This is a genomic window from Rhizobium sp. K102 (assembly GCF_022385315.1).
Taxonomy (GTDB): Bacteria; Pseudomonadota; Alphaproteobacteria; order Rhizobiales; family Rhizobiaceae; genus Rhizobium; species Rhizobium croatiense.
In genome coordinates this window covers 196,701-219,387 of record NZ_CP092435.1, presented here as the reverse complement: position 1 = coordinate 219,387, position 22,687 = coordinate 196,701, and the positions used below count along the sequence as shown (strand labels likewise).

The window sequence follows — 22,687 nt, the reverse complement described above, 5'->3', positions numbered from 1 at the left end:
ACCCAGATTGGTGGCCGCATCCGGGGATCGGGTGCGGCCGGTCTTTGACTATTCGGCAGCGGGGACGGCGGCGCGGCGGCCGATCGTTGCCTGGGTCAGCACGAAGGCTGCGAAGGCGCAGAGCGCGATGCCGGCGGCCATCGGAACGGCGGTGCCGTCGAAGAACAGGCTCGAGATCACCATGGCGACGGCGGCGATGACGAAATGCAGCGTGCCCATCAGCGACGAGGCGGTACCGGCGATTGCGCCGTGATCCTCAAGCGCCAGCACCGCGCTCGTCGGGATGACGAGCCCGAGGAAGCCGTAACCGATGAACAGGAAGCTCGCCATGACAGGCAGCGCGTTGAAGCCCGAAGCCATCACCACCGCCATGACGACCATGGCCAGCGCAAAGGCGCTGACGGCAATCCGCATGACGCGCACCAGGCCGAAACGCTCGCCGAGCCAGCCCGTCGCCTGCGATACCGCAAAGAAGGACACGGCATTGATCGAGAAGGCGAAGCTGTACTGCGTCGGCGTCAGCCCGTAATGCTCAATCAGCACGAAGGGCGAGTTGGCGAGATAGACGAGGAAGCTCGAAATGCCGAGGCCGCCGATGAAGGTCAGTGTCAGGAAGTTGCGGTCGGAAAGCAACAGCCGGTAGGCGGCCATGGCGCTCCCGAGGCCGCTACCGCTGCGTTCGGTGGCCGGGCGCGTCTCGTCAAGCTGGGTGGCAAGCAGGACGAGGCCGATCAAGGCGGCTGCTGTCACGGCCCAGAACACGCCGCGCCAGCCGTAGAACTCGATGACGGCGCTGCCGGTCAGCGGCGCCAGGATCGGCGAGATCGAGAAGACCAGCATCAGCAGCGACATCAGGCGTGCGGCCTGCACGCCGGTATGCATGTCGCGAACGATGGCGCGCGGAATGACCATGCCGGCGGCGCCGCCGAAGCCCTGGACGAAACGGAAGGCGATCAGCGTTTCGATATCTGTCGCAAGCGCGCAGCCGACCGAGGCGAGCGCGAAGAGGCCGATGCCGAGATAGAGCGGCAGCTTGCGGCCCCACATATCGGACAGGGGACCATAGAAGAGCTGGGCGAGCGCGAAGGAGATGAAGAAGGCGAGCAGGGTCAGCTGCGTGACATTATTATTGGCATGCAGGTCCTGGCCGATCGAAGGCAGCGCCGGCAGATACATGTCGATGGCAAAGGGGCCGATGGCCGACAAAAGGCCGAGAATGAGCGCAATGCGAAAGAAGGAAGCCGTCATAATGGTGATCTTTCATAAAAGCGAAACGGAGCGCCGGACCGTCACTCCGCCGCATTGCTCTTAGGGGTTCAATGATGATCGTTCGCGCGAAGACGAAGTTGGGAGCTCATATCTTCAGCGATTGAACCAGGAGTGTCAATAAATTTGGACACAGATGTAAAACTAGACGCCATTGTCTAAGAGGTCAAGACGTCTTATCTTCGCTCGCATGAAAGATCGCATGACACCGGCAAGCCGGATGACGGGACATACCCAGCGCGGGCAATGCGCCAAGCGCATGTCCATCCTCGATGCCGCCGCCGACGTCTTCTGCCGCCAGGGTTTCGCCGCCGCCAGCATCGACGAGATCGCTGCCGCCGCCTGTGTCTCCCGGCAGACGATCTACAACCATTATCGCGAGAAGGAAACGCTGTTCGTCGCCGTCGTCGAGGACGTCATGAACCGCGCCAACGCCATGCTCTTCTCCGTGCTGTCGGCCTTCCCTGACAATGCCGACAATCTCGAGGACGACCTGACGGCCTTCGTCGTGCGCCTCAACAAGAACTGCCTCTGCAACCATGACGGAAAATTCCTGCGCAAGCTGGTGCAGACGGAGGGCGAGCGCTATCCGCACCTCTTCGAAAGCTGGCGCCAGCACGGGCCCGGCAAGCTGACCACCGCGCTTTCCGCGCTTCTCGCGCGGCTGGCGCAAAAAGGAGCGCTCGTCATCGACGATTTCGACGTCGCCGCCCGGCAGTTCGTCGCGCTCGCCAATGCCGACCTGCAGATGATGACCCTTTTCGGGGGAACTCCGAGCGACGCGGAACTGGAAAAGGCAGCGCGCAACGCGGTGTGTACCTTTCTCAGGGCCTATGGCCGAGCGCCGGCGGAGAATGCCGGCGCTCAGCCGCAGCTGGCAGCCGTATCCGGCTGATCAGGCGCTTCCGATCACGCAAAAACCGTCATCTGCGCCGGCACGACCGCGAACATGCCGACGCGGCGCGCGGCAAGATATTTGACCAGCTGTTCGACAACGGAGGGCATGACCGGCTTCTGGACGACGCCGACCGCCCCCTTGACGCCGTCGGCGACGCTCTCGGGATTGCCGGTCATGAAGACGACGGCGATGCCGTGCTCTTCCGCCAGCCGCCTGCCGAGCTCGGGCCCGGTCGGGCCGTCGGCAAGATTGACGTCGACGAAGGCGATATCGGCCGACGGCGCCAGCCGCAACGCCTGTTCGCGATCATTCGCCAGGCCGGCGACCTGCATACCCATGCCTTCCACCGTCGCGCCGAGATCGAGTGCGATGAGGAATTCATCTTCGACGATCAATACCCGCTGCTTCATGAGATCATCTCGTTGCCAGCGCCGCACGACATTGGTGGCCATGATACGTCCCCTTGTTACGCCATACTTCGAAAGAAGGATCCGCTCCGGCAGTCTGTGCTGCACGAAACTCGTTGTCGTAACGGGCAACTTGACGATATGTTCCGCAGTGGAACGCGATTTCCCGGATTTAAGATATTGTTAACGTTGATAAAATCTTAACCGAAAGCCGGCGAAGAAAAACCGGTGCTCGATCATGTTCAATCCCAGGCGCCCGCGCTTCTTGATGCGGGCGAAATGATACGATTTGATTATTCCGTTGCTCTTGGAGGATCCCGTTGAGAACCAAGCTTATCGTCCTGGCCCTCGTGGCGGTCGGCCTTTTCGCCTATACCAAGGTGATGGCCAGGATCGGCTCGGGCTCGCCGCCTCCGGATGCACCGCTGGAGCAACGCGTCGACCTCATCCGTGTTTATAAATCCGAACGCCGCATGGTTCTTCTCAGAGCGGACGCTCCCATCGCGACATATCGGATTTCGCTCGGGAGGGCGGCCGATGCCGGCCCCAAGCAGCGCGAGGGCGACGAGAAAACACCGGAAGGGCGCTATGAAATAGACTGGCGCAATCCGAAATCCATGGCGCATCTGAGCCTGCACATCTCCTATCCGAAGCCGGAAGAGCAGCACGCAGCTCAAGTGAACGGCTTTCCGCCCGGCGGCAACATCATGATCCACGGGCTGCCCAATGGCTGGGGCCTGCTCGGAGACGTTCACCGCCTGTTGGATTGGACGGATGGCTGTATCGCAGTCACCAACGCGGAGATGCGCGATATCTGGGCCCGCGTCCCCGACCATACGCCCATCGACATCATGCCCTGACCGGCCAATCAGCCCTTGATCTTCCCGACGAGGACCGGCTCGCTGCGGTAGTCGGCCGGAAACAGCGACTTCAGGTTCTCGATTTTCGGCAGGTCGTTGTAGACGATATAGGGATAGGTCGGGTTGAGCGTCAGGAAATCCTGATGATAGGCCTCGGCCGGATAGAAGCCGGCGGCATCCGATACTTTGGTGACGATCGGTTGCTGGAAGACATGCGCCTTGTCGAGCTGGTCGATATAGCGTTCGGCGACCTTGCGCTGCTGCGGATTTGAGACGAACAGCGCCGAGCGATACTGCGTGCCCCGGTCAGGTCCCTGGAAATTCAGCTGCGTCGGGTTGTACGCCACGGAGAAGAAGATCTGCAGCAACCTGCCGTAGCTTATCTTTTTCGGGTCGAACCGCACCTCGACGGCTTCGGCGTGGCCTGTCGAGCCGGTGCCGACAGTTTCGTACTGCGCCGTTTTCGCCTCGCCGCCGGCATAACCGGAGACGGCGCTCTCGACGCCCTTGACGTGCTGAAAGACGCCCTGGACGCCCCAGAAACAACCGCCGGCGAAGATGGCGGTTTCGGTGCCCGATGTGGCGGTTTCGTCGATATCAGGCGGCGGGATGACGACCGCCTCCTCGGCGGCGCCCGCTACACCCACACCGAGTAAGACAACGGCGGCGGCAAGGAGCGCGGCAAAGCTCTTGCGGTGGGAAGACATGGACATGGCGCGACCTCCTGCGAGTTGTCCAAATCCTTGCGCATCCTTGCAAAAGCGGCAAATCACAAGGCGATCACTCACGCCGATGTGACAACCAAAAGAAAGTGCCTGTGCGAAGTTGAAACAGCGCTCAAGTTGAGTTGACAATCGCGTGAGGAGTGAGGAGAGTGCCGCCGGTTAGAGCCAGCATCGCCTGAATCCTTGGGGGGAACCTATGTCCGTGCGCTCGTTCTTTGCTTTCGCCAGCATCGCAATTTTGTCCGTGATCACCGTCAGCTTTCCAGCCGCCGCCGCGGAGACGAAGCGTGACATTCAGACGATCAAGGACGCCGATTTCTTCGGCTTCGATCTTCGCACCGAGCAGAACGTCTCGCTCGATCAGTGCAAGACTTCCTGCATCGGCGACAAGAGCTGCAAGGCCTTCACCTACAATCCCAAGGTGAAATGGTGCTTCCTGAAATCCGATTTCAAGACGATGAACGCCTTCCCCGGCGCGATCGCCGGCAAGATCGTCGAGACGGCCTCCCAGAAGGAGCCGGATATCGGCGCGGCGCCGCGCCTGACCTTCCTGACTAACGACCTGATCCAGCAGGCTCACGACTTCAGGGACAATCTTGCCCTGACCGACGCCCAGCAGGGCCAGAGCGTCGACAGCCTGACGGCCAGCGCCCGTCTCGACATGACCGCCAACAATCTGACCGACGCGCTGATCGCGTTCCACGGCGCGCTGTCGATTACCCCCGGTGATGCCGATCTCTGGCTCGAAACCGCCCGAGCCGCCGCTTCGCTCGGCAGCGCCCAGACCGGCACGAGCGGCCAGGCCGTGCTCGACGCGCTGAACGGCTACGAACTGACCCGCACCAAGGCCAAGCGCGCCGAGGCGCTCGCCGTGCTCGCCGACGCCCTGGACCGAAACAACAATTACCGCCCGGCCCTCCACGCCTACAAGGCGAGCCTGGCACTTGTTGCCTCCGACGATGTGCAGGCGGCCTATCTGCAGCTGAAGGCGACGCAGGGCTTCCGCATCACCGAACACACGGTCGACGCCGACAGCGCCACACCGCGGGCCTGCGCCACCTTTTCCGAGTCGCTCGTCAAGACCACCGACTACACGCCCTTCGTGACGCTCAACGGCGCCGCGCCCAAGGCGCTGGAAACCAAGGACAAGCAGATCTGCGTCGAGGGACTGACGCACGGCGAGACCTATAAGATCGCCTTCCGCACCGGCCTGCCGTCGTCCGTCGACGAGACCCTCGACGCACCTGTCAGCATCGACGTCTACATCAAGGACCGCAGCCAGATGGTGCGGTTTACTGGCGACAGCTTCGTGCTGCCCTCGACGGCGCGCCGCGGCATTCCGATCGTCTCGGTCAACCTGGCCTCGGCCAACCTCAAGCTCTATCGCATTGGCGATCGCGCCATCGCACCGCTGTTGGCAAACTCGCAGTTCCTGAGCCAGCTCGACGGCTACAGCGCCCAGAATATCCAGGACCAGAACGGCGAACTGGTCTGGCAGGGCTCGATCGACATCGCCAACGATCTCAACAAGGACATCGTCACCAGCTTCCCGGTCGACGAGGCGCTGCCCGAGCGCAGGCCCGGCATCTACGTGATGACCGCGACGGCGCCGAACGCCCCGTCGCAGGAGTGGGATTCGCAGGCGACACAATGGTTCCTCGTCTCCGATATCGGCGTCACCACCTATGCCGGCACCGACGGGCTCAACGTCTTCGCCCGCTCGCTCGCCTCGGCCAAGCCGATGTCAGGCGTCGAGCTGCAGCTGCTCGCCAAGAACAATGAAGTGCTCGGCACCGCGACGACCGACGAAAATGGCCGCGCCACCTTCACCGCCGGCCTGATCCGCGGCACGGCGGCGCTGACGCCCGCCGTCATCGCCGCCAAGAACGGCACGTCGGACTATGTCTTCCTCGATATGACCCGGGCGGGCTTCGATCTCTCCGACCGCGGCGTCACCGGCCGCGCCGCACCCGGCGCGATCGATGTGCTGACCTTCACCGAACGCGGCATCTACCGCGCCGGCGAGACGGTGCATGCCCAGGCGCTTGCACGCGACACCGACGGCAACGCCATCGAGAACCTGCCGCTCACCTTCATCTTCAGCCGCCCGGACGGCGTCGAAGACCGGCGGATCGTCAGCCAGACCAGCAATCTCGGCGGTTATTCCGTCGATTTCGCCACCCAGGAAAACGCCATGCGCGGCACCTGGTCGATGAACATCTATACCGATCCCAAGGGCAGCGCGATCGCCAGCAAAAGTTTCCTCGTCGATGATTTCGTGCCCGATCGCACCGACATGGAGATCAAGACCGAGGCCAAGGAAATCGGCCCGGATACGCCGGCGAATATCACCATTTCGGGCAAGTATCTCTATGGCGCCCCGGCCGTCGGCCTGACGCTCGAAGGCGACGTCGTCGTCAAGCCGACGCGTGAGAGCGCCGCCTATAAGGGCTTCCAGTTCGGGCTTGCCGACGAGGAAGCGAGCGAAGATTCCCGCCTGCCGATCGACGGCCTGCCGGAACTCGACGAGAATGGGCAAGCCTCGACCGACCTCACCGTCGGCGATCTGCCGGCAACGACGCAGCTGCTCAACGCCACCGTCTATATCAGGATGCAGGAAGCGGGTGGGCGCGCCATCGAACGCTCGCTTGTCATTCCGGTGAAGAACGAGCGCGCTTCGATCGGCATCAAGCCGGAATTTTCCGACGAGCTGCCCGAGAATTCCATCGCCAACTTCACGGTAATCGGCGTCAGCGCCGACGGCAAGAAGCAGGAGAGCAAGGGGCTGCGCTGGAAATTCTATAGCCTCAACCGCCAATACCAATGGTATCGCGAGGGAACCACGTGGAAATATGAGCCGGTCTATACCGCCGAGCAGATTTCCAACGGCAGCGTCGACGCGACGATGGACGGCGGCAAGATCTCCGTGCCGGTGACATGGGGCCGCTATCGCCTCGAGGTGGAAAGTCCGGATGCCGACGGCCCGACCTCCAGCGTCGAATTCGATGCCGGCTGGTTCGTGAGCTCGACCTCGACCGAAACGCCGGACGGCCTGGAAATCGCCCTCGACAAGGACAGCTACAAGATCGGCGAGACGGCCAAGCTGAAAGTCACCTCGCGCTACGGCGGCGAGCTGATGGTGACATCAGGAACCGAAAAGCTGGTCGCCGTACAGAATGCGACGATCGGTGAGACCGGCGGCGAGATCGACATCCCCGTCACATCAGACTGGGGCGCCGGCGCCTATGTGACCGCGACCCTCTTCCGTCCCGGCGACGCCCAGGACAGCCACATGCCGATGCGCTCGATCGGCATCCAATGGCTGAAGGTCGATCCCGAACAGCGCGCCCTGCAGGTCAAACTCGACACACCGGAAAAGATGCTGCCGCGCGGACCGTTGAACATCGGCCTGCAGGTGGCCGGTGCGGGCGCCAATGAGGACGCCTATGTCACGGTTGCCGCCGTCGATGTCGGCATTCTCAACCTGACGCGCTACGAACCGCCGAATCCGGAGGACTGGTATTTCGGCCAGCGCCAGCTGGGCCTCGAAATTCGCGACCTCTATGGCCGCCTGATCGACGGTTCGCTGGGTGCCACCGGCAAGCTCCGGACCGGCGGCGACGGCGGCGCCATTGCGCTGCAGGCAAGCCCGCCGACGCAGAAGCTCGTTGCCTTCTTCTCCGGCCCGGTGAAGCTCGACGCCGAAGGCAAGGCCAACGTCTCCTTCGACATTCCGCAATTCAACGGCACGGCGCGCGTCATGGCTGTGGCCTGGTCGAAATCAGGTGTCGGCCACGGCGTCAAGGATGTGATCATCCGTGATCCCATCGTCGTGACCGCGAGCCTGCCGAAATTCCTCGCCCCCGGCGACAAGGCCGATCTGCGCCTCGACATCGCCAATACCGATGCGCCGGCCGGCGACTTCAAACTGCAGCTGACCGGCAATGAGGCGGTCGGCATCGAGCAGACCTCCGCCGCGCAGACGATCCGCCTCGAGGCCGGCGCGAAGACGGAACTGACGCTTTCGTTGATCGGCAGACAGCCGGGCGCCGGCAGCGTCTCGATCAACCTCTCCGACGCCTCCGGCCTTTCGCTCGACCAGATCGTCGACGTGCCGGTACGCCCGGCATCCCTGCCGATCACCCAGCGCAGGGTGCTGGCGCTGAAGCCGGGGGCAAAACTCACCGTCGACAAGAACTTGCTTGCAGACAGCGTGCTGCCCGGGGCCGCAATCAGCGTCAACGTCACCCGTTCGGCCGCCTTCGACATTCCGGCGCTGCTGATGACGCTCGACCGCTATCCCTTCGGCTGCGCCGAGCAGACCACCAGCCGGGCGCTGCCGCTGCTTTACTTCGCCGAAGTGGCGAAGCAGGCCGGCATCGAAAACGACGCCGACGTGCACAAGCGCGTGCAGGACGCGATCTACCGCGTGCTCTCCTATCAGGCCTCGGCCGGCAGCTTCGGCCTCTGGGGGCCGGATTCGGGCGACGTCTGGCTCGATTCCTACGTCACCGATTTCCTGACGCGAGCCCGCGAAATGAAATACGACGTGCCGGAACGGGCTTTCGTGCAGGCGCTCGAAAACCTGCAGAATACCCTCTCCTACACCACCGACATCAAGGGTCAGGGCGACCAGATCGCCTATGCCGTCTATGTGCTTGCCCGCAACAAGAAGGCGGCGATCAGCGATCTGCGTTATTACGCCGATACAATGATCAACGACTTCCCGACGCCGCTTTCCAAGGCGCATATCGCCGCCGCACTGGCGCTCTATGGCGACGCCCAGCGTTCGAAGAATATTTTCATCGACGCGCTGCAGATGTCACAGCAATCGATGGTGTCGCGCGTGAACCTGTCGCGCACCGACTACGGGACGATCCTGCGCGACGGCGCGGCGATCCTGGCGCTTGCCGCCGAAAGCCGGCCGGTGCCGCCTGTCATCCCGGATCTTGCCAAGGCGGTCGCCAAGGAATGGGGTCGCAGCAAATACAAGAGCACCCAGGAAGAAACCTGGATGCTGCTGGCCGCGCGCGCCATCCAGGGCGGCGATGACGGGTTGAAGGTCGACGTCAACGGCGCGGCGCACACCGGCGCCTATATGGCCCGGATGACCGGCGAGGCGCTCGCCAGCCATCCGCTGACGCTGACAAACCAGACGAAAGACGCGGTCTCGGCCATCGTCACGACCGTTGCCGCTCCGACCGTGCCGCTGCCGGCCGGCGGCGACGGCTTCCTCATCGAGCGCAGCTATTACACGCTCGACGGCGAGCAGGCGAATGTCAGCGAGGCCAAGCAGAACGAACGCTATGTCGTCGTCATCCACGTGCGCGAGACCAACGACTGGCCGTCGCGCATCGTCATCACCGATCTCCTGCCGGCCGGTTTCGAGATCGACAATCCGAACCTCGTCAACAGCGCCCAGATGACGAATTTCGACTGGATCGGCGAAATCTCCGCCGCCCATACGGAATTCCGCTACGACCGCTTCGTCGCCGCCTTCAACCGTGCGGCCGGCGACAATCGCGAATTCAACGTCGCCTATGTCGTGCGCGCCGTCACCCCCGGCACCTACGACCATCCGGCCGCAAGCGTCGAGGATATGTATCGGCCCGAGCTTTCGGCCCGCACGGCGACCGGCAAGATGGAGGTCGTGGCGGCGCAACAATGAGGCTGTGGCGCAAGTTTGCCATCGGATCCGCCGCCGGCATCGTCCTTGCCGGCGGGGCCCTCTTCGCGCTCGACGCCGCCGACAAGGCCTTTCCGCCGCCGCTTGATAGAGCGGATGTGGTCTCCCCAGAGGTGCTGGATGCCGACGGGCAGCTGCTGCGCGCCTTTGCGACCTCGGAAGGGCGCTGGCGGCTGAAGACGACCGTCGCCGACGTCGATCCGCAATTCCTGCGCATGCTTGTTGCCTATGAGGACCAGCGTTTTTACGATCACGGCGGCGTCGACGCCTGGGCCCTCGGGCGGGCCAGCCTGCAATTCGTCCGCAACGGCAGCATCGTCTCCGGCGCCTCGACGCTGTCGATGCAGGTGGCGCGGCTGATCGAGCCGCGCACGGAACGTTCGTTTTCGGCAAAGCTGCTGCAGCTCGCCCGCGCCGTGCAGATCGAACGGCGGCTGTCGAAGGACGAGATCCTCGATCTCTATCTCACGCATGCGCCCTATGGCGGCAATCTGGAGGGCGTGCGCGCTGCAAGCCTCGCCTATTTCGGCAAGGAACCGCGCCGCCTGACGGTTGCCGAAGCCGCCCTGCTCGTCGCCCTGCCGCAATTGCCCGAACGGCGCCGGCCGGACCGCAATCTCCAGGCAGCGCAAGAGGCGCGCAAGCGCGTGCTCGAGCGGGCCGCGGTGGCCGAGGCCGTCGGCGAGGGCGAGGCGGACCGGGCCGACTCTGTCGCGATCCCCATGCGACGCATGCAGCTGCCGGCATTGGCTGCCCATGTCGCCGAAGCCGCGCTGCGCAAGCAGCCGGCGGTGCTCAAGCACCAGACGACCTTGAAGAAGCCGGTGCAGCAAGGGCTGGAAGCGGTCGCCCGGGCCGCGGCCATGAAGCTCGGGCCGAAGCTTTCGCTCGCCATGGTGATGGCCGATGCCCAGACCGGAGCGATCGTCGGCGAGGTCGGCTCGGCCGATTATTTCGACGCCAGCCGCTCCGGCTGGATTGACATGACGCGCGTCAACCGTTCACCCGGCTCGACGCTGAAGCCCTTCATCTACGGACTTGCCTTCGAGCAGGGCCTCGTCTCTCAGGAGACGATCATCGAAGACCGGCCGGCCGATTTCTTCGGGTACCGGCCGCGCAATTTCGACATGAGCTACCAGGGCGACGTCACGGTGCGCGAGGCCTTGCAACTCTCCTTGAATGTGCCGGCCGTCAAGCTGCTCGACGCCGTCGGACCGTCGCGGCTGCTGGTGCGCTTCCGCCGCGCCGAAGTGCGGCCGGCCCTGCCGCCGAACGAGACGCCGGGGCTTGCGATCGGTCTTGGCGGCGTCGGCATCACGCTGAAGGATCTCGTGCAGCTCTATACGGCGCTCGCCAATCGCGGTCAGCCGGCAAGGCTCGGCGACGGCATCACCGGCACACCTGGCAAGCTCGACGGCCAACCGCTGCTCGAGCCGGTGGCGGTCTGGAACGTCGCCGATATTCTCTCCGGCGTCATTCCCCCGCCGGCGCGCCGCAGCGCGGCATCGCCTACAAGACCGGCACCAGCTACGGCTATCGCGACGCCTGGTCGGTCGGCTATGACGGGCGCTATGTGCTCGGCGTCTGGGTCGGGCGGCCCGACAACAGCGCCGTGCCCGGCCTGACCGGCTATGGCACCGCCGCACCGATCCTGTTCGAGGCTTTCGCCAAGTCAGGCATCGCCACGACCCCCTTGCCGCGACCTCCGGCTGGAGCCGTGCGCATCGCCCAATCGGAGCTTCCGATCAGCCAGCGGCGTTTTGCGCTGAATGCCAGCGGCCTGCTCGTCGCCTCCGGCCGCGAGCCCGCGCCGCAGATCGTCTATCCGCCCGAAGGCGCCCATATCGATCTCGGTGCAAAAGGCGGCGATCTGTCGCCGTTGATGCTGAAGCTGCAGGGCGGCCGTGCGCCCTTCCGCTGGCTTGCCAACGGCAAGCCGCTGCCTGACCTTTCGCGTCGGCGCACGCAGCAATGGCAGCCCGACGGCGGCGGCTATTCGAAACTGACCGTCATCGACTCCGCGGGACGAGCCGCGAGCGTCGGCGTCTTCATCGACTAAAGCGCGTCGCGTCAAATATGATTCATGCGACGCGCTTTAGTCCTTTTGTTTTGATGCATGTCGTTGTCCCGGAACCGCTGCACACTTCCGGGCGACATGCATTAGCGCACAAGACGCGCGGCGCCATGAGGGAACAAAAGCCCGGCCGCAACCGTTGAAAAGGGTCTCCCTCCAACGTCAGACGGCCTCATGACATTTCCGACCGCGACCTACCGGATACAGTTCCGCAACGGCATGACCTTCGATCGCGCCTGTGGCCTCATTCCCTATCTCAAGACGCTCGGCATCAGCCATCTTTACGCCTCGCCCATTTTCACCGCGGTCAGCGGTTCGACCCATGGCTACGACGTCACCGACGCTAATGACATCGACCCTGCGCTTGGCGGCCGGGCAGGCTTCGACCGGCTGACGGAAAGACTTGCCGCCGCCGGCATGGGATTGGTTCTCGACATCGTTCCCAACCATATGGCCGCCTCGCCAGACAACGCTTGGTGGCGCGACGTGCTGACATTCGGCCGCCAAAGTGCCTATGCCGGCCACTTCGACATCGATTGGAGCGAGCCGTTGACCCTGCCGCAACTCGGCCGGGACTTCGAAGAGGTGCTGGCTGCAGGCGAACTGCGTCTTGTGCTCGACGAGACGCACGGCAACTTCGCCTTGGCTTACTTCCAGACCTTGTTGCCGCTGAACCCCCGCAGCTACGGTGCGCTCGCCAACCGCCTCGATGATCCGGTCGCCATGCGAATGGCCGAAGCGGCCGTGACATCGGGCGAGGATTTTGCCCGCGCGCTGCGCGATATCCTCTTCGAAGGCGGCGATCGGGCGATCCTCCGGCAAAAACTCGAAGACGTCTCGTCCGATCATGATTTTCTCAAAAGCCTGCATGAAGAACAGCATTGGCGCCTGACCCATTGGAAGGAGGCGGCGCGGCATCTGAGCTACCGCCGCTTTTTCGAGGTGACCGGGCTGGTCGGCATCCGCGTCGAAGATCCCCCGGTGTTCGAAGATCTGCATCGGCTGGTGCTCGAGATGGTGCGCCAGGGCAAGGTGCAGGGGCTGCGCATCGACCATGTCGACGGGCTCGCCGAACCCAAGGCCTATCTCGACAGACTGAGGGCAGCGGTCGGAGCCGATATCTATATCGTCGTGGAAAAGATCCTCGGGGCGGGCGAGGTGCTGCCGGAGAGCTGGCCGGTCGCCGGCACCACCGGATATGAATTCATCGCCGCGCTGAGCGAACTCTTCATCGACGCCGGCGGACTGCGCATTTTGGATGATACCTATCGCAGCCTCGCCGGCGAGGCCGCTGATCCGGAAGACGGCCGGCGGCTTGCCAGGCGACAGATGGTGGAGCGCAATTTCGCCGGTGAGTCCGGCCGGCTGGTAGCGATCGCGGCGGGCATCTTTCCCGAACTCGACAGAGCGGAGATCGCCACCGCGCTCGGCGCGCTGCTGGTGGCCTTTCCCGTCTACCGCACCTATGGCGACGGCGGTCCGCTTTCCTGGCAGGATTCGGCCGTCCTTGCCGCGACCGCATCGCACGTCATGGCTGAGCTCGACGACCGGCGCGCGCTCGATCATGTGCTGAAGCTTCTCGAAGGCAGGATCGAAGGCGATGCGGCCCGCGAATTCCGCATCCGCTTCCAGCAATTGAGCGGGCCTGTCATGGCGAAAGCGACGGAGGATACGCTGTTCTACCGCTATCACAGGCTGCTGGCCGCAAACGAGGTCGGCTGCGAACCGGGCAAGCCGCCCGAGGGCCCGGACGGCTTCCATCGCCGTATGGCCGAGCGGGCGCGGCTGCAGCCGCATGGGCTTTCGGCAACGGCTACCCACGACACCAAGCGCGGCGAGGATGCGCGCGCAAGGCTTTATGCCTTGAGCGAGGGGGCGGATGTTTTTGCCCAGGCGGTGGCGCGTTGGCGTGACATGAACCGGCCGTGGCTGAAGGATCTCGGGGATGGCGCGGCGCCGGAGCCGAGTACCGAATGGATGCTGTATCAGGCGCTTGCCGGCGTCTGGCCGGAGGATTTCGACAGAGGACAGATGGAAGAGCTGCGCGCCCGCTTTACCGACTACGCGGTCAAGGCGGTGCGCGAGGCGAAATTGCGCACCGCCTGGACCGAACAGGATGACGCTTATGAGGAGGCGATCACGAGTTATGCCGCGGCGCTGGTGTCGCCGGACAATGACGCCTTTCTCGAAGATTTCGAAAGAGTGCTGCAGCCCTTCATTGCGGCCGGCTACGTCAACAGCCTGTCGCAGACACTGCTCAAGCTGACGGCGCCGGGCATTCCCGACATTTACCAGGGCGCGGAAGGTTTCGATTTCAGTCTCGTCGATCCCGACAATCGCCGACCGGTCGACCACGAACAGCTGGCTGCCTGGCTTGCTGAAGCCGGACCGATCGCCAAGCTTCAGGCGGCGGCGTTGAAGCAGCGCATCGTCAGCATTGGCCTGCAGCTGCGCCAGCGGCACCCGGCTCTGTTTTCGAAAGGTGATTATCTGCCGTTGAAGGCGACGGGCAGCCGCCGCGACCATCTGCTCGCTTTTGCCCGGGTGCATAAAGGCGATTTCGCAGTCGTCGCCGTCCCCCGAATGATGTTCGGCTGGCTCGATCCCGGCGTGCTTTTTGCCGGTCCGGAGTTCTGGGAGGACACGGCGATCGCGGTGCCCTCCCCTCTTCACGGCCTGAAGGCAGATCTGCTGACCGGAAAAACCATCGAGCCCGGCGGCAGCATTTCGGTTGCCGCCTTGCTCGGAAGCCAGCCTCTCGGGCTGATCAGCCCGACCTGAAGATGGCGCCACGCCACCCGGGTCCGTCACATAAAATGGGCACAGATATACGCTAAGGATGGCGGGTGTCTAAAAACACCTGTTTGTCGCACATTGGAGCAGGAATAGCCGCTTGCCACCTTCGACGCGTCCGATCCTCCGTCGGAATCTGCCGTAGGTTCGACGGCAAGGTTGCCGCGTCCGGACAGAGTCCGCTAACGGTGTGGGTGTGTGAAAAAGAGACGTTCGGACTGGCGTAAGAATCAAACATGCGGAAATCGGCGCAACAAGCTTTTGCAAGGATTATCATTGAACAACGAGTTGGACGTTGGGGAAGCAAGCATGGCTGAAGCCCGAACTAAAATTATTCGCCTTTTCGAGAAGCACCGCGCGACGCCGGGCGCACCCTACGACGAAGACCACTTTCTCGACTTTTTGTTGGCCGATCCCAAAAGGAAGGGTGCGCTCTACGACAGCTTTCGAGGGCTTCGTAGGTTCCGCGCTTTTCTGGATGACGTCCAGTACGAGTTGGAGGTGTGCTTTTCGATCAAGGATCGGGAAGCCAATTATCCGCTCAACAAGTTTATAGCCCGGGCGATGGAGCTTCAGCAATCTCGGCGCGGGTCGCTGCGGTCCCTGCAACGTCAAATTAACGCCGGACCAGGATGGGGAGTGCTGATCGTCGCAGATGTCTTGCTACTGACTATTGGCAGCTTCTTAAGCGGCAGTCTGTGGGCGCTTACGACCGTTGTCACCGTTGCAGTGGCTGTAAACATCAGCTTTGCGCTATTCGCTTGGAAGGCCAGGTCTTATCTCCTCAAGCTTCGGGCACGCATTAAAGGTAACTGAAGTCTCGAAAGCACGAATGTCCGCCACGGCTTTCCGGACATTGGTCGCGCTGCAGTTCGTCGGAAAGCTGCCTGTCGGCAAAAACATGTTTTTTGACAGGGGCCTGCGCTCTCGGATCGCGCCTCCACGACGGCCGAAAGGCTGCGGCCGTTGCGCCAAAAGATCGGAGTTTCCGATGTCCAAAGCGCTTAGCGTATATCTGTGCCCATTTTATGTGAAGCCCCCACCCGCTCCGGAAGCGAGCGGCGGCCGTCGAAAAATCAATCTCGCCGAAATTAGCACTTGACCTTCCAGTTGCTGGAAGGTCGATAAGTCTCTCCAACTGCCCTTGGGGCATAGGAGATAAGCATGAACATGAAACACGACCACCATCACGGTCACACCCATGGCAATGATCATAGCCATTGCAGCCATGCTCGGGAGAAAGCCACCGACACGGTCATTCGTGATCCCGTCTGCGGCATGACCGTCGATCCGGAGGCCGGCAAGCCCTCGCTTACGCATGCTGGCCGCATCTACCATTTCTGCTCCGAGAGCTGCCGGACGAAATTCGCGGCGACGCCGCAGGATTACCTGACAGCGAAGGACCCTGTCTGCGGCATTGCCGTCGATCGTTCGACGGCAAAACATTTTCTGAAGGTCGAGGGCGAGAAATTCTACTTCTGCTCGGCCGGCTGCAAGACGAAATTCGAAGCCGACCCCACGGCCTATCGCGACGGCGCCCGCCCGGCCGCAAAGCCGGCGCCGAAGGGCACGCTCTATACCTGCCCGATGCATCCTGAGGTCGTCAGCGACCGTCCCGGCGACTGCCCGAAATGCGGCATGGCGCTGGAACCGATGGGCATTCCTCCTGCTGACGAGGGCCCGAACCCGGAACTTGTGGATTTCACCAGACGGCTCTGGGTCAGCGCCATCCTTGTCCTGCCGCTGCTGGCGCTCGGCATGGGGCCGATGCTCGGCCTGCCGCTCCGCGAAGCGATCGGCGAACCGCAGGCGACCTACATCGAGCTGTTGCTGGCAACGCCGGTGGTGCTGTGGGCGGCCCTGCCCTTCTTCCGCCGCGCTTGGGCGTCCCTCGTCAACCGCAGCCCGAACATGTGGACGCTGATCGGTCTCGGAGTCGGCACCGCCTATGTCTACAGCCTCGTCGCCACGCTTGCGCCCGGGATCTTCCCGATGAGCTTTCGCGGCCATGGCGCCGCCGTGCCCGTCTATTTCGAGGCGGCGGCCGTCATCGTCGCGCTCGTCTTCGTCGGCCAGGTGCTGGAATTGAAGGCGCGTGAACGCACCGGTTCGGCGATCCGCGCCCTGCTCGACCTCGCGCCGAAGACGGCGCGGCGCATTAGTGCCGATGGCAGCGAAAGCGACGTGCCGGTCGAGGAAATTCAAACCGGCGACCGGTTGCGCGTGCGTCCCGGCGAACGCATTCCGGTGGACGGTTCCGTCCTCGAGGGCCAGTCGACCGTCGACGAATCGATGATTACGGGCGAGCCCTTGCCTCTCGAGAAGTCGAAGGGCGATGCTCTGACCGGCGGCACGATCAACAAGAATGGGTCGCTCGTCATGGCGGCCGAGAAGGTCGGCGCCGACACGGTGCTGTCGCGCATCATCGACATGGTCGCCGCGGCGCAACGCTCGCGGGCGCCGATCCAGGGCGCGGTCGACCGGGTATCGGCCGTCTTCGTGCCGGCCGTCGTCATCGTGGCCATCCTTGCCTTCATCGTCTGGGCCGCGATCGGGCCGGAACCGAGTCTCGCCAATGCGCTGCTGGCCGCCGTCGCCGTTCTGATCATCGCCTGCCCCTGCGCGCTCGGTCTGGCGACGCCGATGTCGATCATGATCGCGACCGGGCGCGGCGCTCAGGAAGGCGTGCTGATCAAGGATGCCGAAGCGCTGGAACGCTTTTCCAAGGTCGACACGCTGATCGTCGACAAAACAGGCACGCTGACCGAAGGCAAACCAGTTTTCACCGACATCGTCGCCTTCGGCGGCATCGAGGAGAACCGGCTGCTGTCGCTGGCGGCAAGCCTGGAGCGCGGCTCTGAACATCCGCTGGCCGAAGCGATCGTTTCCGGCGCCGAAGAGCGCGATGCCACCTTCGTCGAGGTCACCGGCTTCGAGGCAAAGACCGGCAAGGGTGTCATGGGCCTTGCCGGCGGCATGCCGGTGGCGCTCGGCAATGCGGCGATGCTCGCCGATCTCGGCATCGATCCCGCGGCGCTGTCGGAAAAGGCCGAAGCCCTGCGCGGCGATGGCAAGACGGTGATGTTCGTCACGCTCGACGGCAAGCTTGCCGGCCTCGTCGCCGTCGCCGACCGGATCAAGCCGACGACATCAGCCGCCATCAAGGCGCTGCACGACAGCGGGCTGAAGATTATCATGGCCACCGGCGACAACGAGCGCACGGCGCGGGCGGTGGCAAAAAGCCTCGGCATCGACGAGGTCCGCGCCGACGTGCTGCCGGAAGGCAAGAAGGCGCTGATCGAGGAATTGCGCGCCAAGGGCGCCGTCATCGCCATGGCCGGCGACGGCGTCAACGATGCGCCGGCACTTGCTTCGGCCGATGTCGGCATCGCCATGGGCACCGGCGCCGATGTTGCGATGGAAAGCGCCGGCATTACATTGGTAAAGGGCGACCTCAACGGCATCGTCAGAGCGCGGCGGCTGGCGGAGGCGACGATGCGCAACATCCGTCAGAATCTCGGCTTCGCCTTCGGCTATAATGCCCTCGGCGTTCCGGTCGCCGCCGGCGTGCTCTATCCGGTCTTCGGCCTGCTGCTGTCGCCGATGATCGCGGCAGCGGCGATGAGCCTGTCGTCCGTGTCGGTGATTGCCAACTCGCTGAGGCTGCGCTTGGCAAAATTATAGGAGATGGCAATGAATATCGGCGAAGCATCCGAGCGCTCCGGTCTGCCTGCGAAGACGATCCGCTATTACGAGGATATTGGCCTGATCCGCCCCGAAAGGGGCGGAAACGGCTATCGCGACTACGCTGCGAGCGACGTTCACAAACTGCGTTTCCTGCAGCGCTCGCGCGGTCTCGGCTTTTCGGTCGAGGAATGCCGGCAATTGCTGGCGCTCTATGAAGACAAGGCTCGGGCGAGCGCCGACGTCAAGGATCTCGCCGAGACCAAACTCGGCGAGATCGACCGCAAGATCCGCGAGCTGACGGAACTACGTCGCACGTTGGAGCATCTCGTGCATGCCTGCCATGGTAATGACCGGCCGGACTGTCCGATTCTGGAAGAGCTTTCAGACGGCCGCTGAGCCGTTCAGGAAGGTCGGGATATGTCCTGGCTGAGCGCGTGGGAGAACGGCGCCGGCTCCGCGGAATCGTCCTCGTCGCCGTCATCAAGCACGCCGTCGTCGAGGCGGTGCTTGATCGCAAGCGCATAGATCACGTCGAGAATGTTGCGGTCCTTGAGATGCGGATCGGTCAGGGCGAGAAGCGAGGCCCGGACGATCTTCTTGCTGGTGGCCTTCGGACAACGCATCTTGACGAAATCATAAAGCGCCTCACCCGTCAGCCCTTCCATGGCGCCGTCCACGAGAGCTTCGTAGACCCGCTTCTTTTCCTTCATTGTGTATCTTCCCCTCCAAATCAGCGGCGTGATGATCTGTCATGTAATTGTCATAAACAATCGCCGATTTAGGGCGCTCATCGTAACCTGGCCGAATATTCAGCAACGATGTTCCGTCCGGATGACTTTTTTTGTCCCGCCGGGAATAAAATCCGGAGCGCTTGCGTATACTCAATCATGGAACGCAAAGACCGCCCGTTCGACGTCATCGGCCAGCTCGCAGCGCTGAGGCGCTACGCGCGCGCGCTGGTGCGCAATTCGGACGAGGCAGAGGATCTGGTGCATGATGCGCTGGTGCGCGCCTTCGAGAAGCGAAAGAGCTTCCGCAGCGGCGGCAACCTGCGCACCTGGCTGCTTTCGATTCTGCACAATGCCCATATCGATCGCCTTCGCCAGAAGCGGTCGCTGACACGGCGCCACGACGAAGCGGCTGTAGAAGCCGAGCAGTCCTTGCCGGCCGGCCAGGAACACGCCGTGCGTCTGCAGCAGGTGCGCGACGCCTTCTTCGACCTGCCGGAGGAACAGCGCGAGGCGCTGCATCTCGTGGCGATCGAAGACCTTTCCTATCAGGAAGCCGCCAATGCGCTCGGCATTCCGATCGGCACGCTGATGTCGCGCATCTCCCGCGCCCGCACCCAGCTGCGCGAATTCGAGGAGAAGACACCGCGCGCTTCGCACCTGAGATTAATCGGAGGGAACGGCCATGAAAGCAGTTGATCCGATCGTCGACGCCGATCTCGACTCCTATGTGGACGGCGAGCTCGATGTCGCCCGCCGCATCCAGGTGGAGTCCTACCTTTCCGAGAATCCGGCGATTGCCGCCAAGGTGATGGCCGATCTCAGCATGAAGGGTGAACTGCGCCTGGCGCTTGCCGGCGAAAGCGCCTTCGGCCGTGCCGAGACCCGCGATGCCGCCCGCCGGCTGGAGCGTGGCCTTTCCTATGGCCGCATCTTCCACTCCATGCAGCGCATCGCCGCCGTCGGTATTCTGGTGACCGCCGGCTGGGTGGCGCACAATTCCTTCGGTGCATTCTCGGCGACCGAGGTGGCGGCCTCCGTTCCAGCGCCCGCCTATGTCGAGGATGCCGTCCGCGCCTATCAGACTGCGGTCCTGCGCGAAACCATGCCTTCGCAGCCACCGACCGCATACAGCGCTGACGAAATCCGCGCGGCCACCGCGATCGTGATGCCCGAACTGCCTAGGGATTGGAAGATCGCCGACGTGCAGATCTTCCCATCCGAATTCGGCCCGAGCGTCGAGATGGCGATCGAGCAGTCGGATGGAAAGCGGCTGTCGCTTTTCGCCGTCCGTCCGGGCGCTTTCGAGGTCAAGCCGGTCAGCCATCTCACGCTCGAAAAAGCAGAAGCCGCCTATTGGCAGATCGGCGAGGTCGCTTACGCCCTGATCGCTGACGATAGCGGTCTCAATCTCGATCAGGCGGCCGAACGGCTCGCCCGCTCGCTCTATTAGTTCTAACCGAGGAGATCAGCATGAACCCGATCAATCCCCGCTATGGCGCCGTTGCCGGCTCCCAGGCCATCTTCGACGAGGGTCTGCGCCAGCACATGCTGCGCGTCTACAACTACATGGCTCTCGGCCTTGTCATCACCGGCCTCGTCGCCTTCGTCGTCGGTTCGACGCCGGCGCTTTACGTGCCTATCTTTGGCTCGCCGCTGAAGTGGGTGGTGATGCTGGCGCCGCTCGCCTTCGTCTTCTTCTTTTCGTTCCGAATCCAGACGATGTCGGCGAGCACTGCGCAGATCACCTTCTGGGCCTTCTGTGCCGTGATGGGCCTGTCGCTCGCCTCCATCTTCCTGGTCTTCACCGGGATGAGCATCGCGCGGACCTTCTTCATCACCGCCACGATGTTCGGCGCCACCAGCCTTTACGGCTATGTGACGAAGCGAGACCTGTCGCGCATGGGCTCGTTCCTGATGATGGGCCTCTTCGGCGTCATCATCGCCAGCATCGTCAACATCTTCCTGGGTTCGAGCGCGCTGCAGTTCGCGATCTCGGTGATCGGCATCGTCGTCTTCGTCGGCCTTACCGCCTACGACACGCAGAACATCAAGGAACAGTATTCGGAAAACTACGATCAGGAATCGAACCAGAAGCTCGCCGTCTTCGGAGCGCTCTCGCTCTACCTGAACTTCGTCAACATCTTCACGCTTCTGCTCAACTTCACGGGCGAGCGGGAATAGGACCGCGCTTCCGGGGGCAATGGAAGCGCAAGAGCGCCCGGTCTGCAGTCTGTGACAGGATGGCAGATCGGGTGCTCATCTCAAAACGAAGCGGCCGGGTTCACGCCCGGCCGCTTTCATTTCAGATGATACCCCAGGCACGATAGCGACCGCGGCCGGTGATTTCGCGAATGCCGATCTCATTGACGAGGTTCAGCGCGCCGCGCGGCGTAATCCTGAGATGGCGGGCAATCATCGCCGCCGAGACCATCGGCCGCGACAGGATGAAATCGGCAAGGTCCGGCAGGCTGCTGTTCGAGCGTCGGCCGCGGAAGCGCAGCTCCATCTGCGTGCGTGCCAGCGACAACCGGTCGACTTCCTTGAGACCGGCTGCGGCACCCAGATGCATCGCCTCCAGAAAGGCTTGCAACCGTGTGGCCCGGTCGCGGGCTCGACGCCGCTCATGGCGCACCAGCTTCAGCCCGCCGTAGAAGGAGAAGAGATGCGAGGCGACCTTGCCGCGGGCGCGCAGATAACTTGCGACCAGAAGACCACCGAGCCAATGCTGGCGCCGTAGCGGCTCAATCCTGTCCCAGGCTTCGAACAGAATGACGGCGCCGAGAACCGGCGGGAGGCTGTCGGCCACCGACTGCACGCTTCGCCACTCCGCAAGCCGCTGTTCCTCGTCCCATTCCTCGTCACCGAGCAGCCCGAGCGGGTCGTCGGTGCGCTTGGTCGTAGATACTGCCGCTGTCTCTCCAGCCGGCGCCTTGCCGGTATGGATATCGATGAGCTTCTGCGAGCGGGCAAGAAGCGCATCGATCTCCGCCATCTCGGCAGCGAGCGGCCCGTCTTCATCCCCCTCCTCGTCGTCGGGCTCGACCACGACCGCCGGGCTTTTGCTTTCCTGGGCCGTGCCCTCCCCTTCCCCCATGGTCGCGGTCAGCGTTGCGAGGCCCGACCCGCTAAGAGCCCAGGAAGGTTCCCCGGTCCAGATGCGCCGACGCGTCCGCAGCACCGAATGGGCGATCGTCAGCTCGTGGCTGGGCGCGCGGCTATCCATATGTGCGTCGTGCAAAACGAGATCCTCGACATGCACGAGTTCGCCGGCGACCCAGAGTGCACCGGCGGCATCGAAGAAATGACTGCGTTCGGCAAATCCCTCGCCGACCGGCGAGCGCAACACCCGCTCGTCCAGCCGCGCCAGTCCATCCTCTGCGGCAGCAAGGGGTGGAAGCAGGTTTTGCAGCATCGCACCGTCTATATCGTAGCGCATTGTTAAACTTTACGGTTTTTCACAAATGGAAGCAAAAGACATGTTTTCTTCCGTCACTATGACATGGTTAACGGTGTATTTCAATAAAAGTGGTGGGGGAGAAGGCGGTTAGGTCTCATCGACA

15 protein-coding genes and 1 pseudogene are annotated in these 22,687 nt (G+C 63.3%); 11 read left to right on the top strand and 5 right to left on the bottom strand.

The window, feature by feature from the left end; genetic code table 11:
* Positions 1–48: 48 nt before the first annotated feature.
* Positions 49–1,248 (bottom strand): multidrug effflux MFS transporter, encoded by a 1,200-nt coding sequence (locus tag MHI61_RS04960; protein WP_239789765.1) that lies wholly within the window; start codon positions 1,246–1,248, stop codon positions 49–51.
* A gap of 172 nt (positions 1,249–1,420) precedes the next feature.
* Here MHI61_RS04960 and MHI61_RS04955 point away from each other — a divergent pair, with 172 nt between their 5' ends.
* Positions 1,421–2,161, top strand: coding sequence for a TetR/AcrR family transcriptional regulator (locus MHI61_RS04955; protein WP_239789764.1), 741 nt, complete (start codon positions 1,421–1,423; stop codon positions 2,159–2,161).
* A gap of 14 nt (positions 2,162–2,175) precedes the next feature.
* Here MHI61_RS04955 and MHI61_RS04950 read toward each other — a convergent pair whose 3' ends face one another.
* Positions 2,176–2,616: a response regulator gene (locus tag MHI61_RS04950; protein WP_097664071.1), complete on the bottom strand. Its 441-nt coding sequence runs from the start codon at positions 2,614–2,616 to the stop codon at positions 2,176–2,178.
* A 275-nt stretch (positions 2,617–2,891) separates the two neighbouring features.
* On the opposite strand from MHI61_RS04950, the gene MHI61_RS04945 reads away from it, so the two are divergent.
* Positions 2,892–3,431 (top strand): L,D-transpeptidase family protein, encoded by a 540-nt coding sequence (locus MHI61_RS04945; RefSeq protein ID WP_239789763.1) that lies wholly within the window; start codon positions 2,892–2,894, stop codon positions 3,429–3,431.
* An 8-nt stretch (positions 3,432–3,439) separates the two neighbouring features.
* Here MHI61_RS04945 and msrA read toward each other — a convergent pair whose 3' ends face one another.
* Complete coding sequence (gene msrA / locus MHI61_RS04940) at positions 3,440–4,144, bottom strand: peptide-methionine (S)-S-oxide reductase MsrA (protein WP_239789762.1); 705 nt, start codon at positions 4,142–4,144, stop codon at positions 3,440–3,442.
* Between the two features lie 208 nt (positions 4,145–4,352).
* Here msrA and MHI61_RS04935 point away from each other — a divergent pair, with 208 nt between their 5' ends.
* From MHI61_RS04935 to cueR, 6 genes and pseudogenes are all read left to right on the top strand, one after another.
* Positions 4,353–9,824, top strand: coding sequence for an alpha-2-macroglobulin family protein (locus MHI61_RS04935; protein ID WP_239789761.1), 5,472 nt, complete (start codon positions 4,353–4,355; stop codon positions 9,822–9,824).
* A pseudogene (gene pbpC, locus MHI61_RS04930) lies at positions 9,821–11,901 on the top strand (penicillin-binding protein 1C). The gene MHI61_RS04935 and the pseudogene pbpC overlap by 4 nt, the downstream one beginning before the upstream one ends.
* A 189-nt stretch (positions 11,902–12,090) precedes the next feature.
* Positions 12,091–14,697 carry a malto-oligosyltrehalose synthase gene (gene treY, locus MHI61_RS04925; protein ID WP_239789760.1) on the top strand — a complete coding sequence of 869 codons (2,607 nt, stop codon included), beginning with the start codon at positions 12,091–12,093 and terminating at the stop codon, positions 14,695–14,697.
* 321 nt (positions 14,698–15,018) lie between these two features.
* Positions 15,019–15,525 carry a hypothetical protein gene (locus MHI61_RS04920; protein ID WP_239789759.1) on the top strand — a complete coding sequence of 169 codons (507 nt, stop codon included), beginning with the start codon at positions 15,019–15,021 and terminating at the stop codon, positions 15,523–15,525.
* A gap of 348 nt (positions 15,526–15,873) precedes the next feature.
* Entirely contained in the window at positions 15,874–18,393 is a 2,520-nt protein-coding gene (locus tag MHI61_RS04915) for a heavy metal translocating P-type ATPase (RefSeq protein ID WP_239789758.1), read from the top strand.
* A gap of 9 nt (positions 18,394–18,402) precedes the next feature.
* On the top strand, positions 18,403–18,792 hold the full coding sequence (gene cueR, locus MHI61_RS04910) for a Cu(I)-responsive transcriptional regulator (RefSeq protein WP_239789757.1): 390 nt from the start codon (positions 18,403–18,405) through the stop codon (positions 18,790–18,792).
* Between the two features lie 5 nt (positions 18,793–18,797).
* Here cueR and MHI61_RS04905 read toward each other — a convergent pair whose 3' ends face one another.
* Positions 18,798–19,106, bottom strand: coding sequence for a hypothetical protein (locus tag MHI61_RS04905; protein ID WP_239789756.1), 309 nt, complete (start codon positions 19,104–19,106; stop codon positions 18,798–18,800).
* A 177-nt stretch (positions 19,107–19,283) separates the two neighbouring features.
* On the opposite strand from MHI61_RS04905, the gene MHI61_RS04900 reads away from it, so the two are divergent.
* Genes MHI61_RS04900 through MHI61_RS04890 form a run of 3 tightly spaced genes read left to right on the top strand, consistent with a single transcriptional unit; the run spans position 19,284 to position 21,308 of the window.
* On the top strand, positions 19,284–19,823 hold the full coding sequence (locus MHI61_RS04900; RefSeq protein ID WP_239789755.1) for a sigma-70 family RNA polymerase sigma factor: 540 nt from the start codon (positions 19,284–19,286) through the stop codon (positions 19,821–19,823).
* Positions 19,810–20,577 (top strand): anti-sigma factor, encoded by a 768-nt coding sequence (locus tag MHI61_RS04895; protein WP_239789754.1) that lies wholly within the window; start codon positions 19,810–19,812, stop codon positions 20,575–20,577. The genes MHI61_RS04900 and MHI61_RS04895 overlap by 14 nt, the downstream gene beginning before the upstream one ends.
* A gap of 20 nt (positions 20,578–20,597) precedes the next feature.
* Positions 20,598–21,308, top strand: coding sequence for a Bax inhibitor-1/YccA family protein (locus MHI61_RS04890; RefSeq protein ID WP_097606697.1), 711 nt, complete (start codon positions 20,598–20,600; stop codon positions 21,306–21,308).
* A gap of 121 nt (positions 21,309–21,429) precedes the next feature.
* Here MHI61_RS04890 and MHI61_RS04885 read toward each other — a convergent pair whose 3' ends face one another.
* Complete coding sequence (locus MHI61_RS04885) at positions 21,430–22,563, bottom strand: RHE_PE00001 family protein (RefSeq protein WP_239789753.1); 1,134 nt, start codon at positions 22,561–22,563, stop codon at positions 21,430–21,432.
* Positions 22,564–22,687: the final 124 nt, after the last annotated feature.

Bases quoted from the DNA above. Each gene is read 5' to 3' on its own strand.
- MHI61_RS04905 (WP_239789756.1), bottom strand. From the start codon at position 19,106: ATGAAGGAAAAGAAGCGGGTCTACGAAGCTCTCGTGGACGGCGCCATG.
- MHI61_RS04885 (WP_239789753.1), bottom strand. From the start codon at position 22,563: ATGCGCTACGATATAGACGGTGCGATGCTGCAAAACCTGCTTCCACCC.
- MHI61_RS04920 (WP_239789759.1), top strand. From the start codon at position 15,019: ATGGCTGAAGCCCGAACTAAAATTATTCGCCTTTTCGAGAAGCACCGC.
- MHI61_RS04915 (WP_239789758.1), top strand. From the start codon at position 15,874: ATGAACATGAAACACGACCACCATCACGGTCACACCCATGGCAATGAT.
- MHI61_RS04895 (WP_239789754.1), top strand. From the start codon at position 19,810: ATGAAAGCAGTTGATCCGATCGTCGACGCCGATCTCGACTCCTATGTG.
- treY (WP_239789760.1), top strand. From the start codon at position 12,091: ATGACATTTCCGACCGCGACCTACCGGATACAGTTCCGCAACGGCATG.
- MHI61_RS04950 (WP_097664071.1), bottom strand. From the start codon at position 2,616: ATGGCCACCAATGTCGTGCGGCGCTGGCAACGAGATGATCTCATGAAG.
- MHI61_RS04900 (WP_239789755.1), top strand. From the start codon at position 19,284: ATGGAACGCAAAGACCGCCCGTTCGACGTCATCGGCCAGCTCGCAGCG.
- cueR (WP_239789757.1), top strand. From the start codon at position 18,403: ATGAATATCGGCGAAGCATCCGAGCGCTCCGGTCTGCCTGCGAAGACG.
- MHI61_RS04890 (WP_097606697.1), top strand. From the start codon at position 20,598: ATGAACCCGATCAATCCCCGCTATGGCGCCGTTGCCGGCTCCCAGGCC.
- MHI61_RS04935 (WP_239789761.1), top strand. From the start codon at position 4,353: ATGTCCGTGCGCTCGTTCTTTGCTTTCGCCAGCATCGCAATTTTGTCC.
- MHI61_RS04960 (WP_239789765.1), bottom strand. From the start codon at position 1,248: ATGACGGCTTCCTTCTTTCGCATTGCGCTCATTCTCGGCCTTTTGTCG.
- msrA (WP_239789762.1), bottom strand. From the start codon at position 4,144: ATGTCCATGTCTTCCCACCGCAAGAGCTTTGCCGCGCTCCTTGCCGCC.